Here is a 15818-nt window from a genome sequence, read left to right on the forward strand (position 1 = left end):
CTCCTATTCATGGCTAAGGCTTCATAGCTTGTGGCGTACGGGGACCACAGCCAGCCACCGTCAATCGTATCTGCTTCCGCGGGGGCGGCCAAAGCAGCGCGCCGACGCCTGAAGCAGCCGGTTGTTCAGCTTCCCAAACCAGTGATGGCAAGGTTCCTGGAGATGCCATGAAGGGCGCCTCGATGGGTGTATTCATCCGGTGGATCGCCCCCGGGAGGCAGGAGCTCGGTAAAGGGCAAGGTTTCAGGCCGGCTCAGGTCCCAGGCTTTGGTGGCGCTGAGGCTGATCCCTTTGGGACCTGTCCGCCTGGTGGTTCCACGGATCAGCAGCAACCGGGTCCCAAACAGCAGAGGACCTGATTCTTCCTGGGCTTCATGGAAGAAGACTGAATCCACACAACCAGTGCCGTCATCGATGCTGATGAAGACCACGCGCCTGCCGCCGCGCATGGGCGGTGTCTGGGTTGCGATCCTTACCCCTGCCACCAGCACTTCTGTGCCGTTGCGAAGACCGAGCAGTTTATCTGCGGTAGTGACACCCAGCTTGTCCAACAAGGGCCGGTGGCTGTCCATGAGGTGCTCGCTGACATCGACGGCCATCAGGTCAAGCTCTGCCCTGACGTTGTCCACCATGGAGGGTTCGGGAAGTTCAGGCGCCAGGTTCCTCAGCTCAACATCACCCAGGGCAAAGGACAACTGCCCCTCCATCACGTCGGTGGCTTTTTTGCTGGGACTGTTTTGGAGTGCCTGCAGGTGTTGCACAAGGTCTGCCCGGTTGGCTTTCCCACCGGAATCTTGATGGAGGGAATCAAATGCGCCAAGTTGGGCAAGCCGCTTGATGTTGGGCTTGCTCACCCTCGCACGGGCCCGCAGGTCTGCCAGGGAATCGTAGGGCTGGCCTGCCACGATCCTTTTCAGCTCAGCCCCTGACAACCCATAAATTCCTGTAAGGCTCAGGCGGATGCCAAGTTTGCCTTGATGGGGACCGTCCTGGATCTTTTCCACCCGGTATTCTGCATGGCTGCGGTTGATGTCCAAGGGGAGGATGGGGATGCCCAGCCTGCGTGCTTCGGCCACGAGGAGGCGCTTGGGATACATCCCGGGATCGTGTTCCCACAGCCCTGCCAGGAAGGCCTCGGGATGATGGGTCTTCAGCCAAGCCGACTGGTAGGTGGGCACGGCAAAGGCAGCACCGTGTGCTTTGCAAAAGCCAAAACTGCCGAAGGCTTTCAGGGTTCCCCAGACCTTGTCCACCACCTCTGGCGCGTAATTTTTGATCGCTTCCCGGCGGAAGTAGCTCTCCACTCCCGGCTCATGTACTTCATCTCCCAGAGCCCTGCGGAATTCATCTGCCCTTGCCAGTCCGCATCCGGTCATGACATCAAACGTCTTCAGGATCTGCTCATGGAACACGGTAACCCCATGGGTTTCCTGCAACACCGGCTTAAGGTCCGCATGAGGATAGATCTCCGGAGCGAACCCGTGCCTGTGCTCAAGGAAGGGCCGCACCATATCTGATTTCATGGGCCCGGGTCTGAAGAGCGAGATGTCGATGATGAGGTCGTTGAACTCCCGGGGCGCCATCTTTCCAATGAGCTCCCGCTGTCCCGGGGATTCAATCTGGAAACAACCCAGTGTGTGGGTGCTGCGGATCAGCTCATAGGTGGGTTCGTCGTCGAAAGGAACAGCATTGAGATCGATCCTGCCATCGGCGGCGATATAGTCCGGACCTGTTCCACAAGGTTCCACAGGATGCCGCCCGGCGGCCACTACTTCAGCTTTGGAGGGATGAAGGCGAATGACTTCCCGGACAGCAAAAGCCATGGCACTTTGCATGCGCACGCCCAGGACATCGAGCTTGAGCATTCCCATGGGATCCATATCGTGTTTGTCGAACTGGCTCATGGGCAATCCCAACCCGCTGGGCTGTACAGGCGTGCGGTCCAGGAGGGTCGCATCTCCCAAAATCACTCCACACGGATGCATGGAAATATGCCGGGGCAGGCGGTCCAGCCTTTCGGTAAGGTCCACCAGGAGATCCAGCTGCTGGTTTTCTTCCAGGCCACCTTGCTCCACCCGACCTGCAAAGGAGCGTAGTTCCGGTTTCTCAACCAGTGCTTCACGGAATTTGCGGGCTGAAAATCTCCACAACTGTTTGGCAATTTCACCGATTTCGCCATCGTCCATTCCCAGCGCCAGGCCTGCGTCCCGGACAGCTCCCCTTGCCCTGTATCCGTTCTGCATGCTCATGAGGGTGACGCGCTCGGCTCCGAAGCGGTCAAAAATCTTTCGATAGACGTTGTGCCTTTCTGCGCTTTCAACATCTAAATCAATGTCGGGCAGGGTGGACCGGCGGCCTGACAGGAATCGTTCAAAGATGAGGTCGTGGCGGATCGGGTCCACCTGGCTGATATCGATCAGGTAGTTCACCAGGCTGGACGCACCGGATCCCCTCGCAGCAACCCTCACGCCCATATCAAGGATCATCCTGGATACCTCGGCAACGGTGAGGAAGTAGGGGGCAAAACCCAGCCGGGCGATGATGCCGAGTTCATGCTCCAACCGCGAGCGCAGCTGCTTTTCTGCTTCTCCTGAGATGCCCGGGAACCTTCTGGTGATGCCGGACTGGCAGCGCTGGGTGAGTTCCACCATGGGGTCGCAGTCGATGCCGATGATGGAGGCTTCGGGAACCACGGGTTTCTTCCACCCCATGTCCAGGATGGGGTGGATGCGGCATTTGTCGGCGAGCGCTTCGGTGTTGGTGAGCAGTTTGTGAAGGTCCGCTTTACCTTGCCCAGCCGCGGCCATGATTTCTTTGCCGAGTTGGTGCATGTGGTGTGCGTTTTTCAACCAGCCCTGGCCTGTTGGTTGGAGCATGGGCGCTGCCGAGAGTTCGGGGAGGGATTTGAGGGTGCGTGCTGAGTCAAGGACGTCCGCGGTGGCGGCACCGTCCTGGGCACAGTAGCGCACGGCGTTGCTGAGGACGGCTGGGATGTTGTATTCGAGTGCGAGCTTGAGCATGCGCACGGCGTGTGCGGTGCTGAGCGGTTCTCCAGGGGCGCTGAGGTGGGTGACTACTTCGGTGACGATGGTGCCCGGTGGCATGGCGTCGATCCATTGTTTGAAGAGCGTTCTTGGCCGCAGGTATTTTCTGCCTCCCATGGCCTGTCCAACATCTGAGTCCGGTCCGATCATGACCGTCAGCACGGGTTTGAGGGTGTGGGGGTCCAGTGTCCTTGAGGCCAGCTCGCCGCGGGTGACTGCGGCGGGTACCGCTCCCCCGGCTTTTCCTGAGGTGCGCGCGTGGGCGTCGGAGATGAGGCGGCAGAGTGCCCGGTAGCCGGCGCCGTTGTTGTTGCCGTGGGCGAGGACGACGACGCGGCCCGCGACCTGGGTGCGGTGGTCGCCGTCGTCGTCGAAGACAGCCAGGTCCACCCCGACGATGGGATCGATGCCGGCGTCCATGCAGGCTTTGAGGTGTTTGATGGTGCCGTACAGGCCGTCGCGGTCTGTGCAGGCGAGAGCTGTTGCGCCGTCTGCTGCGGCTGCTTGGGCGAGTTCGTCGGGCCAGGAGACTCCATAGTGCGCGCTGAAGGCCGTGGAGACGTGCAAGTGGGTGAAGCTCAAGGGTTCACGCTGCTTCGTCAGGTTCTACGGCCTGTACCGGCGCAGCGTCGTGGATGCGCAGGAGCCGCCATCGTCCGCTGCTGACATGGCGGACAAGGTCAAGGGTGATGGTGTCCGCAGCCGGGGCATCTGCCTCTACGGGTTGGAGTTGAACGCGCCATATTTCGTGGTCCACAAGGCCTGCTCCGGTTCCTATGGGGGCGCGGCTTTCTTCCAGCCACCATTGGCGTCGCTCGTACCACCGGACGGGGTCATTGGAGACTGAGTAGTGCGTCCCTTTCCAGTGGACGGTGCGTGGCTGGCCTGTTTCCGTGCAGCCGACCTCAACGGACTCGCTGAACAGCCCCATATCCTCACCTCGCTTGCGCCGGATTTTTGCATTCGAATGTATGTTCGAATAAATCCAGTTTACGCCGGGGTCAGGACAAAACCTACTTCGAAGTTCCAGCCTTCTCCCTGGACCGCGCTACCCGCTTGCCTGCCTGCTTCAGCAGGGCATCACGCCAGGGCTGCATTCCCTGGGCGAGGGCTATGCTGCCCATCATTGACGATGCCAGGCGAAGTTGCTGGGTTCGCAGTATCCGCTTTCTGCCATAGGTGGCGAGTGCTGCATCCCTGGGCATTTCATTGAGGAGCTTGCCCAGGGTCACGGCATCGATCAACGCTTCGCAGGCGCCCCGGCCCAGGTTGGGTGTCATGGCGTGGGCGGCATCCCCGAGCAACACCACATTGCCCCGCGCATAACGCCCCAGGGGTGGCGTGGTCCAAATCCTTTGGGCCAGGGAGTTGTCCGGCGACGCCGAGGAAAGAACCTTCCCCACCGCAGGCGAGTAGTGGGCATACCGCCTCCGCGTCAGTTCAAGAGCCTGGGCAACGTCCACTTTCTCCGGGCCGAGGTCCGAACGGAAGGAGGCGTACCAGTTGGTTCCGCTGCCGGTGGGTGCCAATCCAAAAATCTCTCCGTGCCCCCAGTACTCGCCAATGTCTTCTGTGGACGGAGTTGCTGGAATGACTCCACGGACAGCGAGGAAGGGTGTGGGCTTGGCGGCGCTGCGCGATCCCCAGGAAGCCTGCCGGACCACACTGTTGACCCCATCCGCCCCCACAGTCAGCCATGCGTCGCCCGGGAGTCGGTCCACGCGCCCAGTTACCCGGCGGACGGCTTCCGGGACGGCAGAGTCCAGCAGCCTCAACAATTCCGGCCGGGACACCCCAAGGAGCCCATCCCCTTCCATGGAAAGCATGGGCTCACCTGAGGGGCTGCGGAGCGCTCCGGTCTTGATGATGGCCCCCCTGCTCCGGGCGGCTCCCAGAATCCCCAGCTCGGACAAGGCCTCCTGGGCTTCCCTCCACATGGCCAGGGTTGTTCCTACCGCGGGCAGTTCCGGACGTTGCTCGTACACCGTGACATCGAACCGGCCGGGGTCCAGCCGTGCTGCGAGCGCCAGTCCGGCAATGCCGCCGCCGATGATGTCCACTTTATCCATGGCCACACTGTACTACTACATTTGTAGTGGCGATAGGGTTTGAGGCTAGACTTTCGCCATGCCGGACCGCCGAACAGAACTTGCCGACGCCGCCCTCGCCGTCGTGGCGGCAAAAGGCCTCAAAGGACTTACCCATAGGGCTGTCGATGCCCAAGCCGGCGTGGCCCTCGGAACCACCTCGAACTACTTCCGCAGCCGCGCCGCACTGGTCAGTGCCGCCGTCGACCGCGTCGAAGAGCGGGACACCCTCCTGCTCCAGCAGGGCGGATGGGAGACGCCGACGTCGGTGGCGGCCTTGGCGGAACAACTCACCGGCGCCCTCATGGGACTGGCGCTGGAAAATGCAGACCTCACCCGTGCGAGATTCACTTTTGCCCTGGACCAGCCCGAGGTCGTTGCGGCCGGCCACGAGCGGATGCTCGCCGGGCTGACCCACATCCTGGGCTTTCTGAACGTGCCGGACGCCAGGGCACGGGCCGAGTCGGTAGCCGACTACGGCGATGGCCTTGCCATGCACCTTCTGACCGCCCGCAAAGGCCAGGACATCGACAGGGCATCGGTGGCACGGAACATCCAGCGCCTGTTGGAAGGATGAAAGTCAAGGGGTGGACGGCAGCGGGTCCACAGAGCAGGATTGTGGCATGAGTACCAATGACGCACTCCTGAAGCAGGTCAACATCACGGCATCGGACGACAACCTGGTGGCAAGGTTTGAAATCGATGGGAACATACCAGGCTCCGGCGCTTACGTCGTGGGCCTTGTTGCTGCCAGTGAGGATTACTCCTCACAGCGCAGGCTCGGCATCGAATTCATGAACGGAGAGGCTATCTCCTTCTACTCCTTCAACCACTCCCTGAGCGCCGAGGAAAACTACGACATCAAGGGCGTAGAGCACTCCGGCAACGTCATCACCGGGAACTTCCCAATGTCGGCCATCCACGGGCTCAGCAAAGGCCATGTGATGACGGGCTTCAGCGAAGCGGACGGCCGCGACTTCCAGTCCGGGGTCCCGGTAACAGAAGCACTCTGACGTCAGAAGAGGCCTTCCACCGGCTCAATGAGCTCCGGTGAATTATTGCGGACATTCCCCACGGCACTGCCCACGGGATCCAACGTCCACCCGGAGGCAGCGTCGTGCGCCTTGGCACGGACCATCTCCACCAGTCCCGCAGCGTCCTTCTCCCGCGGATCCAACCAGGCTTCCATGGTCTCCGTGTCCATAGGGAGCGGAACCCGGTCATGGAGGGCAGTGAGCTCGTCAAACACCGAAGCACTGCGACGCGTCCGGGCAGACTCAGCGGTAGGGGTATCCGCCGTCAGGATGGACATGGACAGCAGCCAGCGCCCGGGATCGTCATCGGCCGCCGACTGGTCCCGCCACCACTCATACAAACCGGCAAAGACCAGGCCCTGGCCGTCTCCCGGGTGTACGTAATAGGGTTGCTTGTTCTTTCCCTCGCCCTTTTTCCACTCGTAGTAGCCATCGGCCGGAACTGCGCAACGCCGGGCAACAGCAGCCTTCTTGAAGGAAGGCTTCTCCAAGAGGGTCTCGCTGCGGGCATTGATCAACCGGGCGCCCCCCTTGGGATCCTTGGCCCACGATGGCACCAGTCCCCACTTGGCAACATGGAGCTGCCGCTTCAGGTTGTCATCGACAAGCCGCTCCAACACGATTGGAACAGCATCGGTGGGTGCCACATTCCACGACTTCTCAAGGGCGATCTCGTTCTCCAGCTCGGCGTCGAAATCGGCAAGCAGGTCCCCCACCGCACGGGCCATTACATAACGTCCACACATGCCAACAGTCTGCCCTCTCCTCCCACATCGCACCAGCGCACGCGTGTGACGTAACCCGGCTTCCCGGCCGCACGGGAATTATCAGGGGGCAGGTTACCGTTGATAACGACGAATCATCCGTGCAAACCACCACTACCGAGGAGAGCTCTGTGGACTTCACTCCCGACTCCGGCACCATCACCATGTTCTCGACCACCTGGTGCGGTTACTGCAACCGCCTGAAGAAGCAGCTGGATGCCAAGGGCATCGGCTACACCGAGATCAACATCGAAGAAGTGGATGGCACTGCCGAACTCGTCGAGCAGCTCAACGGAGGCAACCGCACCGTCCCCACCGTCCTCTTCCCCGACGGAACCGCAGCAACCAACCCCTCCGCTTCCGAGGTTGAAAAGCGCCTGGTCGCCGCCTAACCGCTGGCTCTACGCGTAACCGCTCCAGGGCCCGCACGGAACAATCCACACGCTGTCTGCCACCTGTGATAGACAGATTGGGAATCCGTAGCGGGCCCTGCTGTATTTAAAGCCTGCTCTCCGCGAGCCCGAAAGGAACATCTCCATGGTCCACGCAGTCAAAGGTGTCGTCGTCCGATCCAAAGGCGCACCCGCAACCCTGGAAACCATCCTGGTTCCCGAGCCCGGTCCCGGCGAAGCCCTGGTGGACATCCTCACCAGCGGCGTCTGCCACACCGACCTCCACTACAAACTCGGTGGCATCAGCGACGACTTCCCGTTCCTGCTCGGCCACGAAGCCACCGGCGTAGTCAGCGCAGTAGGCCCCGACGTCACCGACGTAGCCCCCGGCGACCGCGTGGTCCTCAACTGGCGGGCAGTCTGCGGCAACTGCCGGGCCTGCAACCGCGGCCAGGCCCAGTACTGCTTCAACACCCACAACGCCACCCAGAAAATGACCCTCGAAGACGGCACGGAACTCTCACCTGCCTTGGGCATCGGTGCGTTCATTGAAAAAACCCTGGTCGCTGCCGGCCAGTGCACCAAGGTAGACCCCGACGCCGATGCCGCCGCCGTCGGGCTGCTCGGCTGCGGCGTCATGGCAGGTTTGGGCGCGGCACTGAACACCGGCGGCGTAAAGCGCGGCGACTCGGTTGCCGTCATTGGCTGCGGCGGAGTGGGCGTAGCAGCCATCGCCGGTGCCGCGCTCGCAGGCGCCACCACCATCATCGCCGTGGACATCGACGCGAAGAAGCTCGAGCGTGCCAAGGACCTCGGCGCAACCCACACCGTGGATTCCTCCAAGGGTGACCCCGTCGAAGAGATCCGTGCCCTGACAGGCGGCTTCGGCGCAGACGTGGTGATTGACGCCGTCGGCCGTCCTGAAACCTACAAGCAGGCCTTCTACGCCCGCGACCTCGCAGGAACAGTAGTCCTGGTAGGCGTCCCCACACCGGAGATGACCCTGGAACTGCCGCTTCTGGACGTGTTCGGCCGCGGCGGATCACTCAAATCATCCTGGTACGGCGACTGCCTTCCTTCCCGGGACTTCCCCATGCTGGTGGACCTTTACAAGCAGGGCAAGCTGGACCTCGATGCCTTCGTCACCGAACGCATCACTATCGACCAGGTGGAAGAAGCATTCGACAAAATGCACCACGGCGCCGTCCTCCGATCGGTGGTTGAACTATGAGCACCCTCACCATTGACCACGTGGTCACGTCAGGCACGTTTTCGCTCGACGGCGGCACCTGGGACGTCGACAACAATATCTGGATTGTCGGGGACGACTCCGAATGCCTCGTCATCGACCCCGCCCACAACCCTGACGCCATCCTGCAGGCAGTCAACGGCCGCACCGTCAAAGCCATCCTGCTGACCCATGGCCACGACGACCACATCCGCTCAGCCGGTGAATTCGCGGATCTCGCCAAAGCACCCATCCACCTGCACCAAGACGACTGGATGCTGTGGCGGGCAGTGTTCCCGGACGTTGACCCCGATGTCGCAATTGCGGACGGCGACCAGTTCACCGTTGCCGGAGCCAGCTTGAAGGCCGTCCACACGCCCGGGCACTCACCGGGATCCGTTTCCTTCCATTTGCCCAGCGAGGGGACGCTCTTCAGCGGAGACACGCTCTTCCAGGGCGGGCCCGGTGCGACGGGCCGCTCCTACAGCGACTTCCCCACCATCATCGAGTCCATCCGGACCAAACTGCTGAGCTTGCCGGAAGAGACAGTGGTCCGCACCGGACACGGGGACTCCACCACCATCGGAGCGGAAAAGCCGCACCTTGACGAATGGATCGCCCGAGGGCACTGACGCAGGCGAGCTAGCCTCCGGGGTTTGGAGGGCCAGGGACTTGCGTCCCTAGCCCAGCAGACCCCGGAAGTCGCCGTCGACGACGTCCGCGTACCCGCGGTAGGCCTCGATGACGGCATCCTCCACGGTCTGGACATCCAGGTGCGGCAGCAGGTCGTTGGCGGCGCCGGCGGTTGCAGGATCCCAGTCAAGGCCCAACGCCGCGTAGCTGGCCGTCAGGACGTCACGGATGGGCTTGGAGTTTTCCACCACAATCACGGAGCTGAAGAGCCAGCCCCCGGAGACTACCCGCTGGGCGGTGCCGATCAGTTTGATGCTGTGGGCCGGAAAGTCAGGGTCCTCGCCGTGGACGCTGAATTCACCAGGGCAGTACTCCCCAGGGATCTCGCCGACGGCGGCGTGGACACCAACGCTTCGAAGCGCGCCGGCCAGCAGCTCACCGAACTCCGAAAACCGGGCCTTGGCACGCACGATCGCGTCCGGATGCGGCTCAATGTGGTCAATGACCAACGTCCCCTGGTGATAGGCAGCCGCGCGTCCGCCGGCTTTCCGGATCAGGGGTTCGAACCCCAGCTTCCTGCAGGCTTCCGCCGCTGCGGGAAAGCCAGGGAGGTTCGCATCCCGTTGTCCGAACGCCACAGTTGGCTGGGGACGGTACAGGCGAAGCGAAGGGCCCAACTGCCCATTGCGGGCTCGCTGCAACAGCTCCAAAGCAAAATCCAGGTCTTTGGCAGCACCCATGGATTCCAGCTGGCGATAAGCAGTGAGCTGCGCCGTGGCTGCTTCGGCCCGCATCAGCTCTTCCTCAACGTCAGGATCTGTTCGGCCCTGCCGAACGGCCCATTGATGTCGTGGAGCACCGTGGAAGTCAGGCCAATGCCGTCGGCTCCGAACGAGACTTTGTTGTCCAGGCCCAGCCATTCACCGGACGGCGCCCGGTACATGTGGATCTGGAGGTCAACGTTGGGAAAAATGTAGCTGTTTTCGCCGGGAGGGACCCTGGCGGCGATGCCATTGGCGGTATCCACCAGACCCATCAACCGTGCAAGATCCGAACTGTCGTCGCGGTCGGTCAGAGGATGCGAGGTGCGGATCCACACTTTGCCTGATCCAGGCCGGTGGCCCTCCGCCAGGCGCATTTCCAGGGAACGGATGTAGCCACCTGGCCACACACTTGCACCCTCCCACGGCTTGCATTCGTCGGGGGCCGGCATGGGCTCGTCCTCAACTGCTGCTACGGCGCTGGTATCGCTGGTCACCATGCGCCACGCAGCGGCACGGATGGCTACACGGCCTCCAGCGGAGAGCTCGGCTTGGATGAGCTCGATGGTCCGGCCCGGCCTCAACGTTGAGGTGGTGACCTGGAACTCGCCGCCGGGAATCAGCCCCAGGATTTCATAGCTGAGCCGCGCCATGCGGACATCGTCCCGGGGCTCATGCCTGGCAAGGGCGTCTGCCATGATGCCCGACGCCGGGGCCATATGTTGCTCATGCGGATTCCACGCACCTTGGGCATGGATGGTGGACCTGTAACGGCCCTGGCCCAACGATTCGTAATAAAAATCGCCATCCGCCAGTTCCGGTAATGCAGTAGTCAACCCGAGCCTTTCGCCGATCCAGCAGTAGAACTCAGACCACTGTATCCGCTGATTTGGCCGCCGAACGACGCCTGCGGACCACTATCCAGACGATGACGGCGGCCATTACCACAACCCCCAGCCCGGCCCCCACAGGCGATGCCGCCGCAACCGCCAGCCAGGCCTCCAAGGCTGCCAGCCCGATGGTGGCATACAGCAACGCCCACATGAGCGAACCGGCAATTGCTGCGGGCAGGTATCTGCGAAGCGGCATGCGGGCTGCACCTGCTGCAAGGTTGATGGCCGTCTGCAGGCCAATGGTCAGGAAGGAAAGTACGACGGCGTACGGTCCCCACCGCTGGATGAGGACTTGGGCACGGGCTGCTTTGGGACGCTCCAGGGCTCTGCCGAAGCGGGTGTGGGCGAAACCGGCCACGGCACCCCGTCCGATCCAGTACGTGACGTTGACCCGGATCATGACAATCGCAAAGAGCGCCGCGAGGGCGACGCCGAAGGGCAAGCTCATGATCTGATCCACTCGACTTAGGCTACCCTAAGCAGCGACTCATTGAGGATTCGATCCCGCGGCCCGGGCGAAGCAAACCCTAGGATGAGTCCATGGATCTCCGCGATGCCGCCCAAGAGCTGTACGCCGTGCCGCCCCGTGACTTCACTACCGAACGAACTGCCTTGGCCCGCAAAGCCAAGGAAGACGGAGAAAAGGACCTGGCCAAGGAGATCGCAGGCCTGCCCAAACCGGCGGCCGGTGCCTGGGCCATCAACATGCTGTCCGTTCACAAGCCTGAGGTGATTGACGGCGTCGTGCGTTTCGGCGTTGCCCTCAGAACCGCCCAGGAGGAGGGTGACGCGGAAGCGTTTCGTGAGCTCGGACAGCAGCGGCAAGGGCACCTGACTTCGGCCGTGCATGCCGCAAAGGATCTTGCCACCGACCTGGGGACACCCCTCAGTGCAGCGGCTGCAGCCGACGTGGAACAAACACTCCGTGCAGCCATGGCCGACGCCGGCGCGGCTGCCGCCGTCGGCACAGGCCGGCTGGTACGGGGGCTCAGCGGCAGCGGCTTCGAAGCAGTGGACCTCACAGGTGCAGTTGCTGCGGCCGCACCCGGGGACCTTGATGTCCCCGAACAGGAGGTCGCCGCGAAGCCGGCGCCAAAGAAGGAGGCTGCGTCCCGAACCAAAGAGGAGTCCCTTCCCAAAGCCGCGGCACCGAAGAAGAAGCCACCGGAAGAAGAGGCTACGTCGTTGGCGGATCGCCGGGCCGCCAAGCAACGGGCAGCGTTGAAGGTAGCTCAAGAAGAGTTCGATGCCGCAGACCAGGAGGCCGCGGAGGCCGAAGCGACGGCATCCTCAGCCTGGGATGTCGTCAACGAACTCTCAGCACGCCGAACACGCCTCAAGTCCGACATTGAGGACGCCAAAAAGCGCCTGTCCTCGCTGGAAGCGGAACTTATTGGCCTGACCAGGGACACTGAGGCGGCGGAATCCCTGAAGAAACGTTCAGTCAGGGAGGCTGCCCAAAAACGACGCGCTGCAGACCAAGCCCAGCGGCGCGTGGACCGGCTGGGCTAGTTCTCTTTCTTACCGACGGACTTTTCCAGGGGACGGGTGGCGGGCCCCTCCAAGTACTTGCCCTCTGGTGTGAAGCGGGAGCCGTGCAGCGGACAATCCCAGGACTTCTCGGCGTCGTTCCAGCTCAGGAGGCCACCCAGGTGCGTGCAGGTGGCAGAGACTCTGCAGACCGTCCCTTCCACAGTGGACACGGCCGCTGGCTCACCCTTGTACAACCCGACGACGCCTGTCCCCTCCGGTGGGCGGGTTTCGTCGGTGATCTCGGGGTTCTTCCTGACCTTGGCTTTGTCCTCGATCATCCGGCCCGCAACGTCCGCATTGTGCCGGACACCCTCAACCGCGCCTTTCGGTGAGGTGACGCGATGATGGATGACGGTGGCCCAATCGGACTGGCCTCCCAGAATGTCCGAGGTGATGGACAACGCTGCCGCCACCCCGTTGCTCATCCCCCATTTGTTATAGCCCGTGCCGAAGAAGATCCGTCCGTGGCCGCGGGGAAGTTTGCCAAAGAAGGGCATCAGGTTGGTGGCCTGGTAGTCCTGGGCAGACCAGGTGTGGGTGACCTCCGCGCCAGGGTAATGCTGCGTTGCCCATCCGAGCAGGTCATCCAGGTGCGACTGCGGCGACGCGGCCCGGCCACCCGAATGCCCGTAGCCGCCCACCAGGAGTAATTCACCCTCGGGAGTGGGTTGAGTGCGCTGGGACCGGGTGGGTGAATCGATGGACAGATACATCCCCTTCGGAATATCTCCAGGTACCTTCAAGGCAGCCGCGTAGGACCGGTTGGGCTCAAGCTTGGCAAAGTACAGGCCGCGATCCAGGATCGGAGTTCCCGTAGCCAGGACCACGGTGTCCGCTGTGAAGGTGCCTTTGGCCGTGGAGACGTCCAAGGGCTGCTCCGAACCTACGTTCTGGACCTGCACATCCTCGACGATCATTCCGCCATGCCCGCGGAGGTCCCTGGCGAGGGTTTCCAGCACGTCCATGGGGTTGATCTGCACTTGGTTTTCGAGTTCCAGCGCTTCCACGACGGGGAACGGCAGGCCGGCATCGCGGCTGAAATGGACGTCCAAACCTGCGTCCCGTGAAACCGCAGCCTCTTTGCGGAGCCGCTGGCCGCCGTCGTCCGTGGTTGCGAACGTCACCGCAGTGCGGCGCTGGAACGGGGTGCCCTGCTGCTCCATGTACTGCGTCAGCCAGGCCTGACCGGATTTGTTGGCCTCCACGTAGGCCTGCACCACTTTCAGGGGGTACTGGCCACGCAAAGCGGACAGTACACCGCCTTGCAAGAGGCTCAATTTCCCTGTGGTGTTGCCGGTGGTCACGGCACCCAGCGTTCTGGCCTCGAAAACCACCACGCGCTGGCCCGACCGGGACAACAGCAAGGCCGTCACCATTCCAGTGAGCCCGGCGCCTACCACTATGGTGTCGAAGTGCTTTTCCCCAGGGATGTGGTCGGAGGTGAAGCGCATCTCCCGGTCCAACCAGAGCGATTTCATCGATCAGCCTGCCTCTCACCTCAATGGCATGTGGTGAGGGAAACGCTAGGCGGGTCGCTGGTGCTTATCAAGGGGTGGCGGTGCCTGCCGCCAAAGCCGCAGCGTGCCGAAGCCCGGGGTCCGGATCTCCAGCCCAACGCTCCAGGACGCGTTCGGCACGTTCCTTGGCGAGTCCCTCCAGCCGTGCCACCAACGGCCTCACAACGTCTGAGGCCAGGGGATCCACCAACTCCCGGGTCCCGGCTTGCCTGATGAAACCTTCAATACGCGTCAGGTCAGTGTTGACCAGGATGTCTGCTTTGGTCTGCAGCAGAACCACTGCGGCGAGACGCCGTTCAAACACAGGTTCAGCCCACAGTTCCGAACTCAAGGCAGTGACGTCGTCATGGTCCAGGTTCTTGTAGCGCTTGAGCGTATCCCTCACCGTTCCCCGCACGGCACCCACGGATGCGCCATACACCTTCAGGGCCCCGCCCAGACGCTCACTGGCTTCTGCAGCTTTCTCCCACGTGGATTCCATCTGCAGGGTGTGGTCCATGAATTCACCGGCTTCGCTCACCTCACTATTTTGTCAGGGCCTCCCCCTAGCGTGATGACAACAGCAACCGACAGGAGCACCATGCCGTCCCAAGAGCTCGCCACCGAAGCATCATTTCCGGGTGTCCCCGCTGCTTCGTCCATGCCCGACTGGTACCCCACCTTGCTTCACACTGTGGCGCAGGAGGTCCGCGTTGGCAGGACCCGGGCGATGGCAGCGGCCAACAGCGAGTTGTTGACTTCCTACTGGAGCATCGGCCGGCAGCTCGCCGAACGAGAATCCGAGCAAGGCTGGGGTGCCAAAGTGGTCACCCGCCTGTCTGCCGACATCAGGACCCGGTTTCCGGAAGCGAAAGGCTTCTCCCCCAGAAACCTCCGGTACATGAAGAGCTTCGCCCAGGCTTGGCCCGACTTCCCAATGTTGCAAGCACCGCTTGCAACATTGCCTTGGTACCACCAAATCGCACTGCTGGAAAAGCTCGACGACGCCGCCACGAGGCTCTGGTACGCAGCGGCGGCTGCCCAGCACGGCTGGTCCCGCAACGTGTTGACGCACCAGATTTCAACCCGCTTGCACGAGCGCTCGGGGCAGGCCATCACCAACTTTGCCTCCACGATGATCCCTGCCGATTCGGACTTGGCGCAGCAGGCGACCAAGGATCCCTACGTCTTCGACTTTCTGTCCATGAGTGATCGGCACACCGAACGGGACCTGGAGCTGCAGTTGGTGAAACACGTGGAGAAATTCCTGTTGGAGCTGGGCCAAGGCTTCGCCTTTGTAGGTGAGCAGGTGCGTCTGGAAATCGCTGGCGACGAGTTCTTCGCAGACCTCCTCTTCTACCACCTGAAGTTGCGCTGCTACATGGTGGTCGAACTCAAGGCTGTGAAGTTTGAACCCGGGTTCCTGGGGCAGCTGGGCATGTACATGGCGGCAGTGGACGACCTCATGGCGCACCCGGACGACAAACCGACTATCGGATTGCTGCTGTGCAAGGAGAAGAACAGCGTGGTGGCCGAGTACGCACTGCGTGGGTTCAACGCCCCCGTGGGCATCGCGGAGTGGAAAACCTCCCTCGCGGACTCCTTGCCCGATGAATTGGTGGCGAGCCTGCCGAGTATCGAGACTTTGGAGGCCGAGCTGGCAAGTGAGGCCGCGCGGTTGCAGGGCCGGGGGCAGTCCCAAGCGCCGTTTGCCTTGGAAGAGGATGAACCGCAACCTGGACGTTCGGAGGAAGCCGCCGTGGGAACTAGCATGTCCACGTGACTAAAAACGGGAAGCCGACGACATTCATCGCTCGTGAGCAAGTTTCAAGTACAACACAGGTGAAAGTCTGGGCCCGCGCCGCAGGACGGTGCACGTTGTGCGCACGGTCGGTCTTGGACAGTCGTTCCTTCTTTCACACAGTATTGACAGGCCAGATGGCCCACAACGTA

Annotated in this window: 16 protein-coding genes; 7 read left to right on the forward strand and 9 right to left on the reverse strand. The window is 62.4% G+C overall.

Translation table 11 applies throughout. The features are described 5' to 3' along the window. Window positions 1-125: 125 nt before the first annotated feature. From CGK93_RS13385 to CGK93_RS13395, 3 genes are all read right to left on the reverse strand, one after another. Entirely contained in the window at window positions 126-3626 is a 3501-nt protein-coding gene (locus CGK93_RS13385) for a DNA polymerase III subunit alpha (protein ID WP_089595258.1), read from the reverse strand. A gap of 4 nt (window positions 3627-3630) precedes the next feature. Beyond that, window positions 3631-3975 carry a DUF6504 family protein gene (locus CGK93_RS13390; protein ID WP_089595259.1) on the reverse strand — a complete coding sequence of 115 codons (345 nt, stop codon included), beginning with the start codon at window positions 3973-3975 and terminating at the stop codon, window positions 3631-3633. Window positions 3976-4057: 82 nt separating this feature from the next. Beyond that, window positions 4058-5119: an FAD-dependent monooxygenase gene (locus CGK93_RS13395; RefSeq protein ID WP_089595260.1), complete on the reverse strand. Its 1062-nt coding sequence runs from the start codon at window positions 5117-5119 to the stop codon at window positions 4058-4060. Between the two features lie 52 nt (window positions 5120-5171). Here CGK93_RS13395 and CGK93_RS13400 point away from each other — a divergent pair, with 52 nt between their 5' ends. Both CGK93_RS13400 and CGK93_RS13405 read left to right on the forward strand, forming a co-directional pair. After that, window positions 5172-5708, forward strand: a complete 537-nt coding sequence (locus CGK93_RS13400) for a TetR/AcrR family transcriptional regulator (protein ID WP_089595261.1) — start codon at window positions 5172-5174, stop codon at window positions 5706-5708. A 46-nt stretch (window positions 5709-5754) separates the two neighbouring features. Beyond that, a complete protein-coding gene (locus CGK93_RS13405) occupies window positions 5755-6144 on the forward strand; it encodes a hypothetical protein (protein WP_089595262.1) in 390 nt (129 codons plus the stop codon). Between the two features lie 2 nt (window positions 6145-6146). Here CGK93_RS13405 and CGK93_RS13410 read toward each other — a convergent pair whose 3' ends face one another. Further along, entirely contained in the window at window positions 6147-6893 is a 747-nt protein-coding gene (locus tag CGK93_RS13410) for an SOS response-associated peptidase (protein WP_232481657.1), read from the reverse strand. Window positions 6894-7060: 167 nt separating this feature from the next. Between CGK93_RS13410 and CGK93_RS13415 the strand changes: the two genes are divergently transcribed. The 3 genes from CGK93_RS13415 to CGK93_RS13425 all read left to right on the forward strand — a co-directional run bounded on the left by CGK93_RS13415 (window position 7061) and on the right by CGK93_RS13425 (window position 9181). Beyond that, entirely contained in the window at window positions 7061-7321 is a 261-nt protein-coding gene (locus CGK93_RS13415) for a mycoredoxin (protein ID WP_024816868.1), read from the forward strand. Window positions 7322-7466: 145 nt separating this feature from the next. Further along, window positions 7467-8552 (forward strand): S-(hydroxymethyl)mycothiol dehydrogenase, encoded by a 1086-nt coding sequence (locus CGK93_RS13420; protein WP_089595264.1) that lies wholly within the window; start codon window positions 7467-7469, stop codon window positions 8550-8552. Next, window positions 8549-9181, forward strand: coding sequence for an MBL fold metallo-hydrolase (locus CGK93_RS13425; protein ID WP_089595265.1), 633 nt, complete (start codon window positions 8549-8551; stop codon window positions 9179-9181). Before CGK93_RS13420 ends, CGK93_RS13425 begins: the two co-directional genes overlap by 4 nt. Before the next feature lie 48 nt (window positions 9182-9229). Here the strand turns inward: CGK93_RS13425 and CGK93_RS13430 are convergent, their stop codons facing one another. The 3 genes from CGK93_RS13430 to CGK93_RS13440 are packed head-to-tail and all read right to left on the reverse strand — an operon-like array spanning window position 9230 to window position 11296. Next, the gene (locus tag CGK93_RS13430) at window positions 9230-9976 is read right to left on the reverse strand and encodes a lipoate--protein ligase family protein (protein ID WP_089595266.1); all 747 of its coding nucleotides are present in this window, start codon (window positions 9974-9976) and stop codon (window positions 9230-9232) included. Then, complete coding sequence (locus tag CGK93_RS13435) at window positions 9976-10779, reverse strand: thioesterase family protein (protein ID WP_089595267.1); 804 nt, start codon at window positions 10777-10779, stop codon at window positions 9976-9978. Before CGK93_RS13435 ends, CGK93_RS13430 begins: the two co-directional genes overlap by 1 nt. 31 nt (window positions 10780-10810) lie before the next feature. Beyond that, the gene (locus CGK93_RS13440; RefSeq protein WP_089595268.1) at window positions 10811-11296 is read right to left on the reverse strand and encodes a DedA family protein; all 486 of its coding nucleotides are present in this window, start codon (window positions 11294-11296) and stop codon (window positions 10811-10813) included. Window positions 11297-11376: 80 nt separating this feature from the next. On the opposite strand from CGK93_RS13440, the gene CGK93_RS13445 reads away from it, so the two are divergent. Continuing rightward, the gene (locus CGK93_RS13445) at window positions 11377-12348 is read left to right on the forward strand and encodes a hypothetical protein (protein ID WP_089595269.1); all 972 of its coding nucleotides are present in this window, start codon (window positions 11377-11379) and stop codon (window positions 12346-12348) included. On the opposite strand, the gene CGK93_RS13450 is transcribed toward CGK93_RS13445, so the two are convergent. Both CGK93_RS13450 and CGK93_RS13455 read right to left on the reverse strand, forming a co-directional pair. Continuing rightward, window positions 12345-13847, reverse strand: a complete 1503-nt coding sequence (locus CGK93_RS13450; RefSeq protein WP_089595270.1) for an FAD-dependent oxidoreductase — start codon at window positions 13845-13847, stop codon at window positions 12345-12347. The two genes, CGK93_RS13445 and CGK93_RS13450, sit on opposite strands and share 4 nt — an antisense overlap. Window positions 13848-13914: 67 nt before the next feature. Next, entirely contained in the window at window positions 13915-14406 is a 492-nt protein-coding gene (locus CGK93_RS13455) for a DNA alkylation repair protein (protein WP_089595271.1), read from the reverse strand. Between the two features lie 60 nt (window positions 14407-14466). On the opposite strand from CGK93_RS13455, the gene CGK93_RS13460 reads away from it, so the two are divergent. Continuing rightward, window positions 14467-15648 carry a PDDEXK nuclease domain-containing protein gene (locus CGK93_RS13460; RefSeq protein ID WP_232481315.1) on the forward strand — a complete coding sequence of 394 codons (1182 nt, stop codon included), beginning with the start codon at window positions 14467-14469 and terminating at the stop codon, window positions 15646-15648. Window positions 15649-15818 lie beyond the last annotated feature (170 nt).

Origin of the sequence: Arthrobacter sp. YN (assembly GCF_002224285.1) — a bacterium.
Classification (GTDB): Bacteria; Actinomycetota; Actinomycetes; order Actinomycetales; family Micrococcaceae; genus Arthrobacter.

Coding starts and splice junctions, on each gene's coding strand:
- CGK93_RS13390 (WP_089595259.1), bottom strand. CDS start 3,975: ATGGGGCTGTTCAGCGAGTCCGTTGAGGTCGGCTGCACGGAAACAGGC.
- CGK93_RS13400 (WP_089595261.1), top strand. CDS start 5,172: ATGCCGGACCGCCGAACAGAACTTGCCGACGCCGCCCTCGCCGTCGTG.
- CGK93_RS13405 (WP_089595262.1), top strand. CDS start 5,755: ATGAGTACCAATGACGCACTCCTGAAGCAGGTCAACATCACGGCATCG.
- CGK93_RS13410 (WP_232481657.1), bottom strand. CDS start 6,893: ATGGCCCGTGCGGTGGGGGACCTGCTTGCCGATTTCGACGCCGAGCTG.
- CGK93_RS13420 (WP_089595264.1), top strand. CDS start 7,467: ATGGTCCACGCAGTCAAAGGTGTCGTCGTCCGATCCAAAGGCGCACCC.
- CGK93_RS13425 (WP_089595265.1), top strand. CDS start 8,549: ATGAGCACCCTCACCATTGACCACGTGGTCACGTCAGGCACGTTTTCG.
- CGK93_RS13430 (WP_089595266.1), bottom strand. CDS start 9,976: ATGCGGGCCGAAGCAGCCACGGCGCAGCTCACTGCTTATCGCCAGCTG.
- CGK93_RS13445 (WP_089595269.1), top strand. CDS start 11,377: ATGGATCTCCGCGATGCCGCCCAAGAGCTGTACGCCGTGCCGCCCCGT.
- CGK93_RS13450 (WP_089595270.1), bottom strand. CDS start 13,847: ATGAAATCGCTCTGGTTGGACCGGGAGATGCGCTTCACCTCCGACCAC.
- CGK93_RS13460 (WP_232481315.1), top strand. CDS start 14,467: ATGCCGTCCCAAGAGCTCGCCACCGAAGCATCATTTCCGGGTGTCCCC.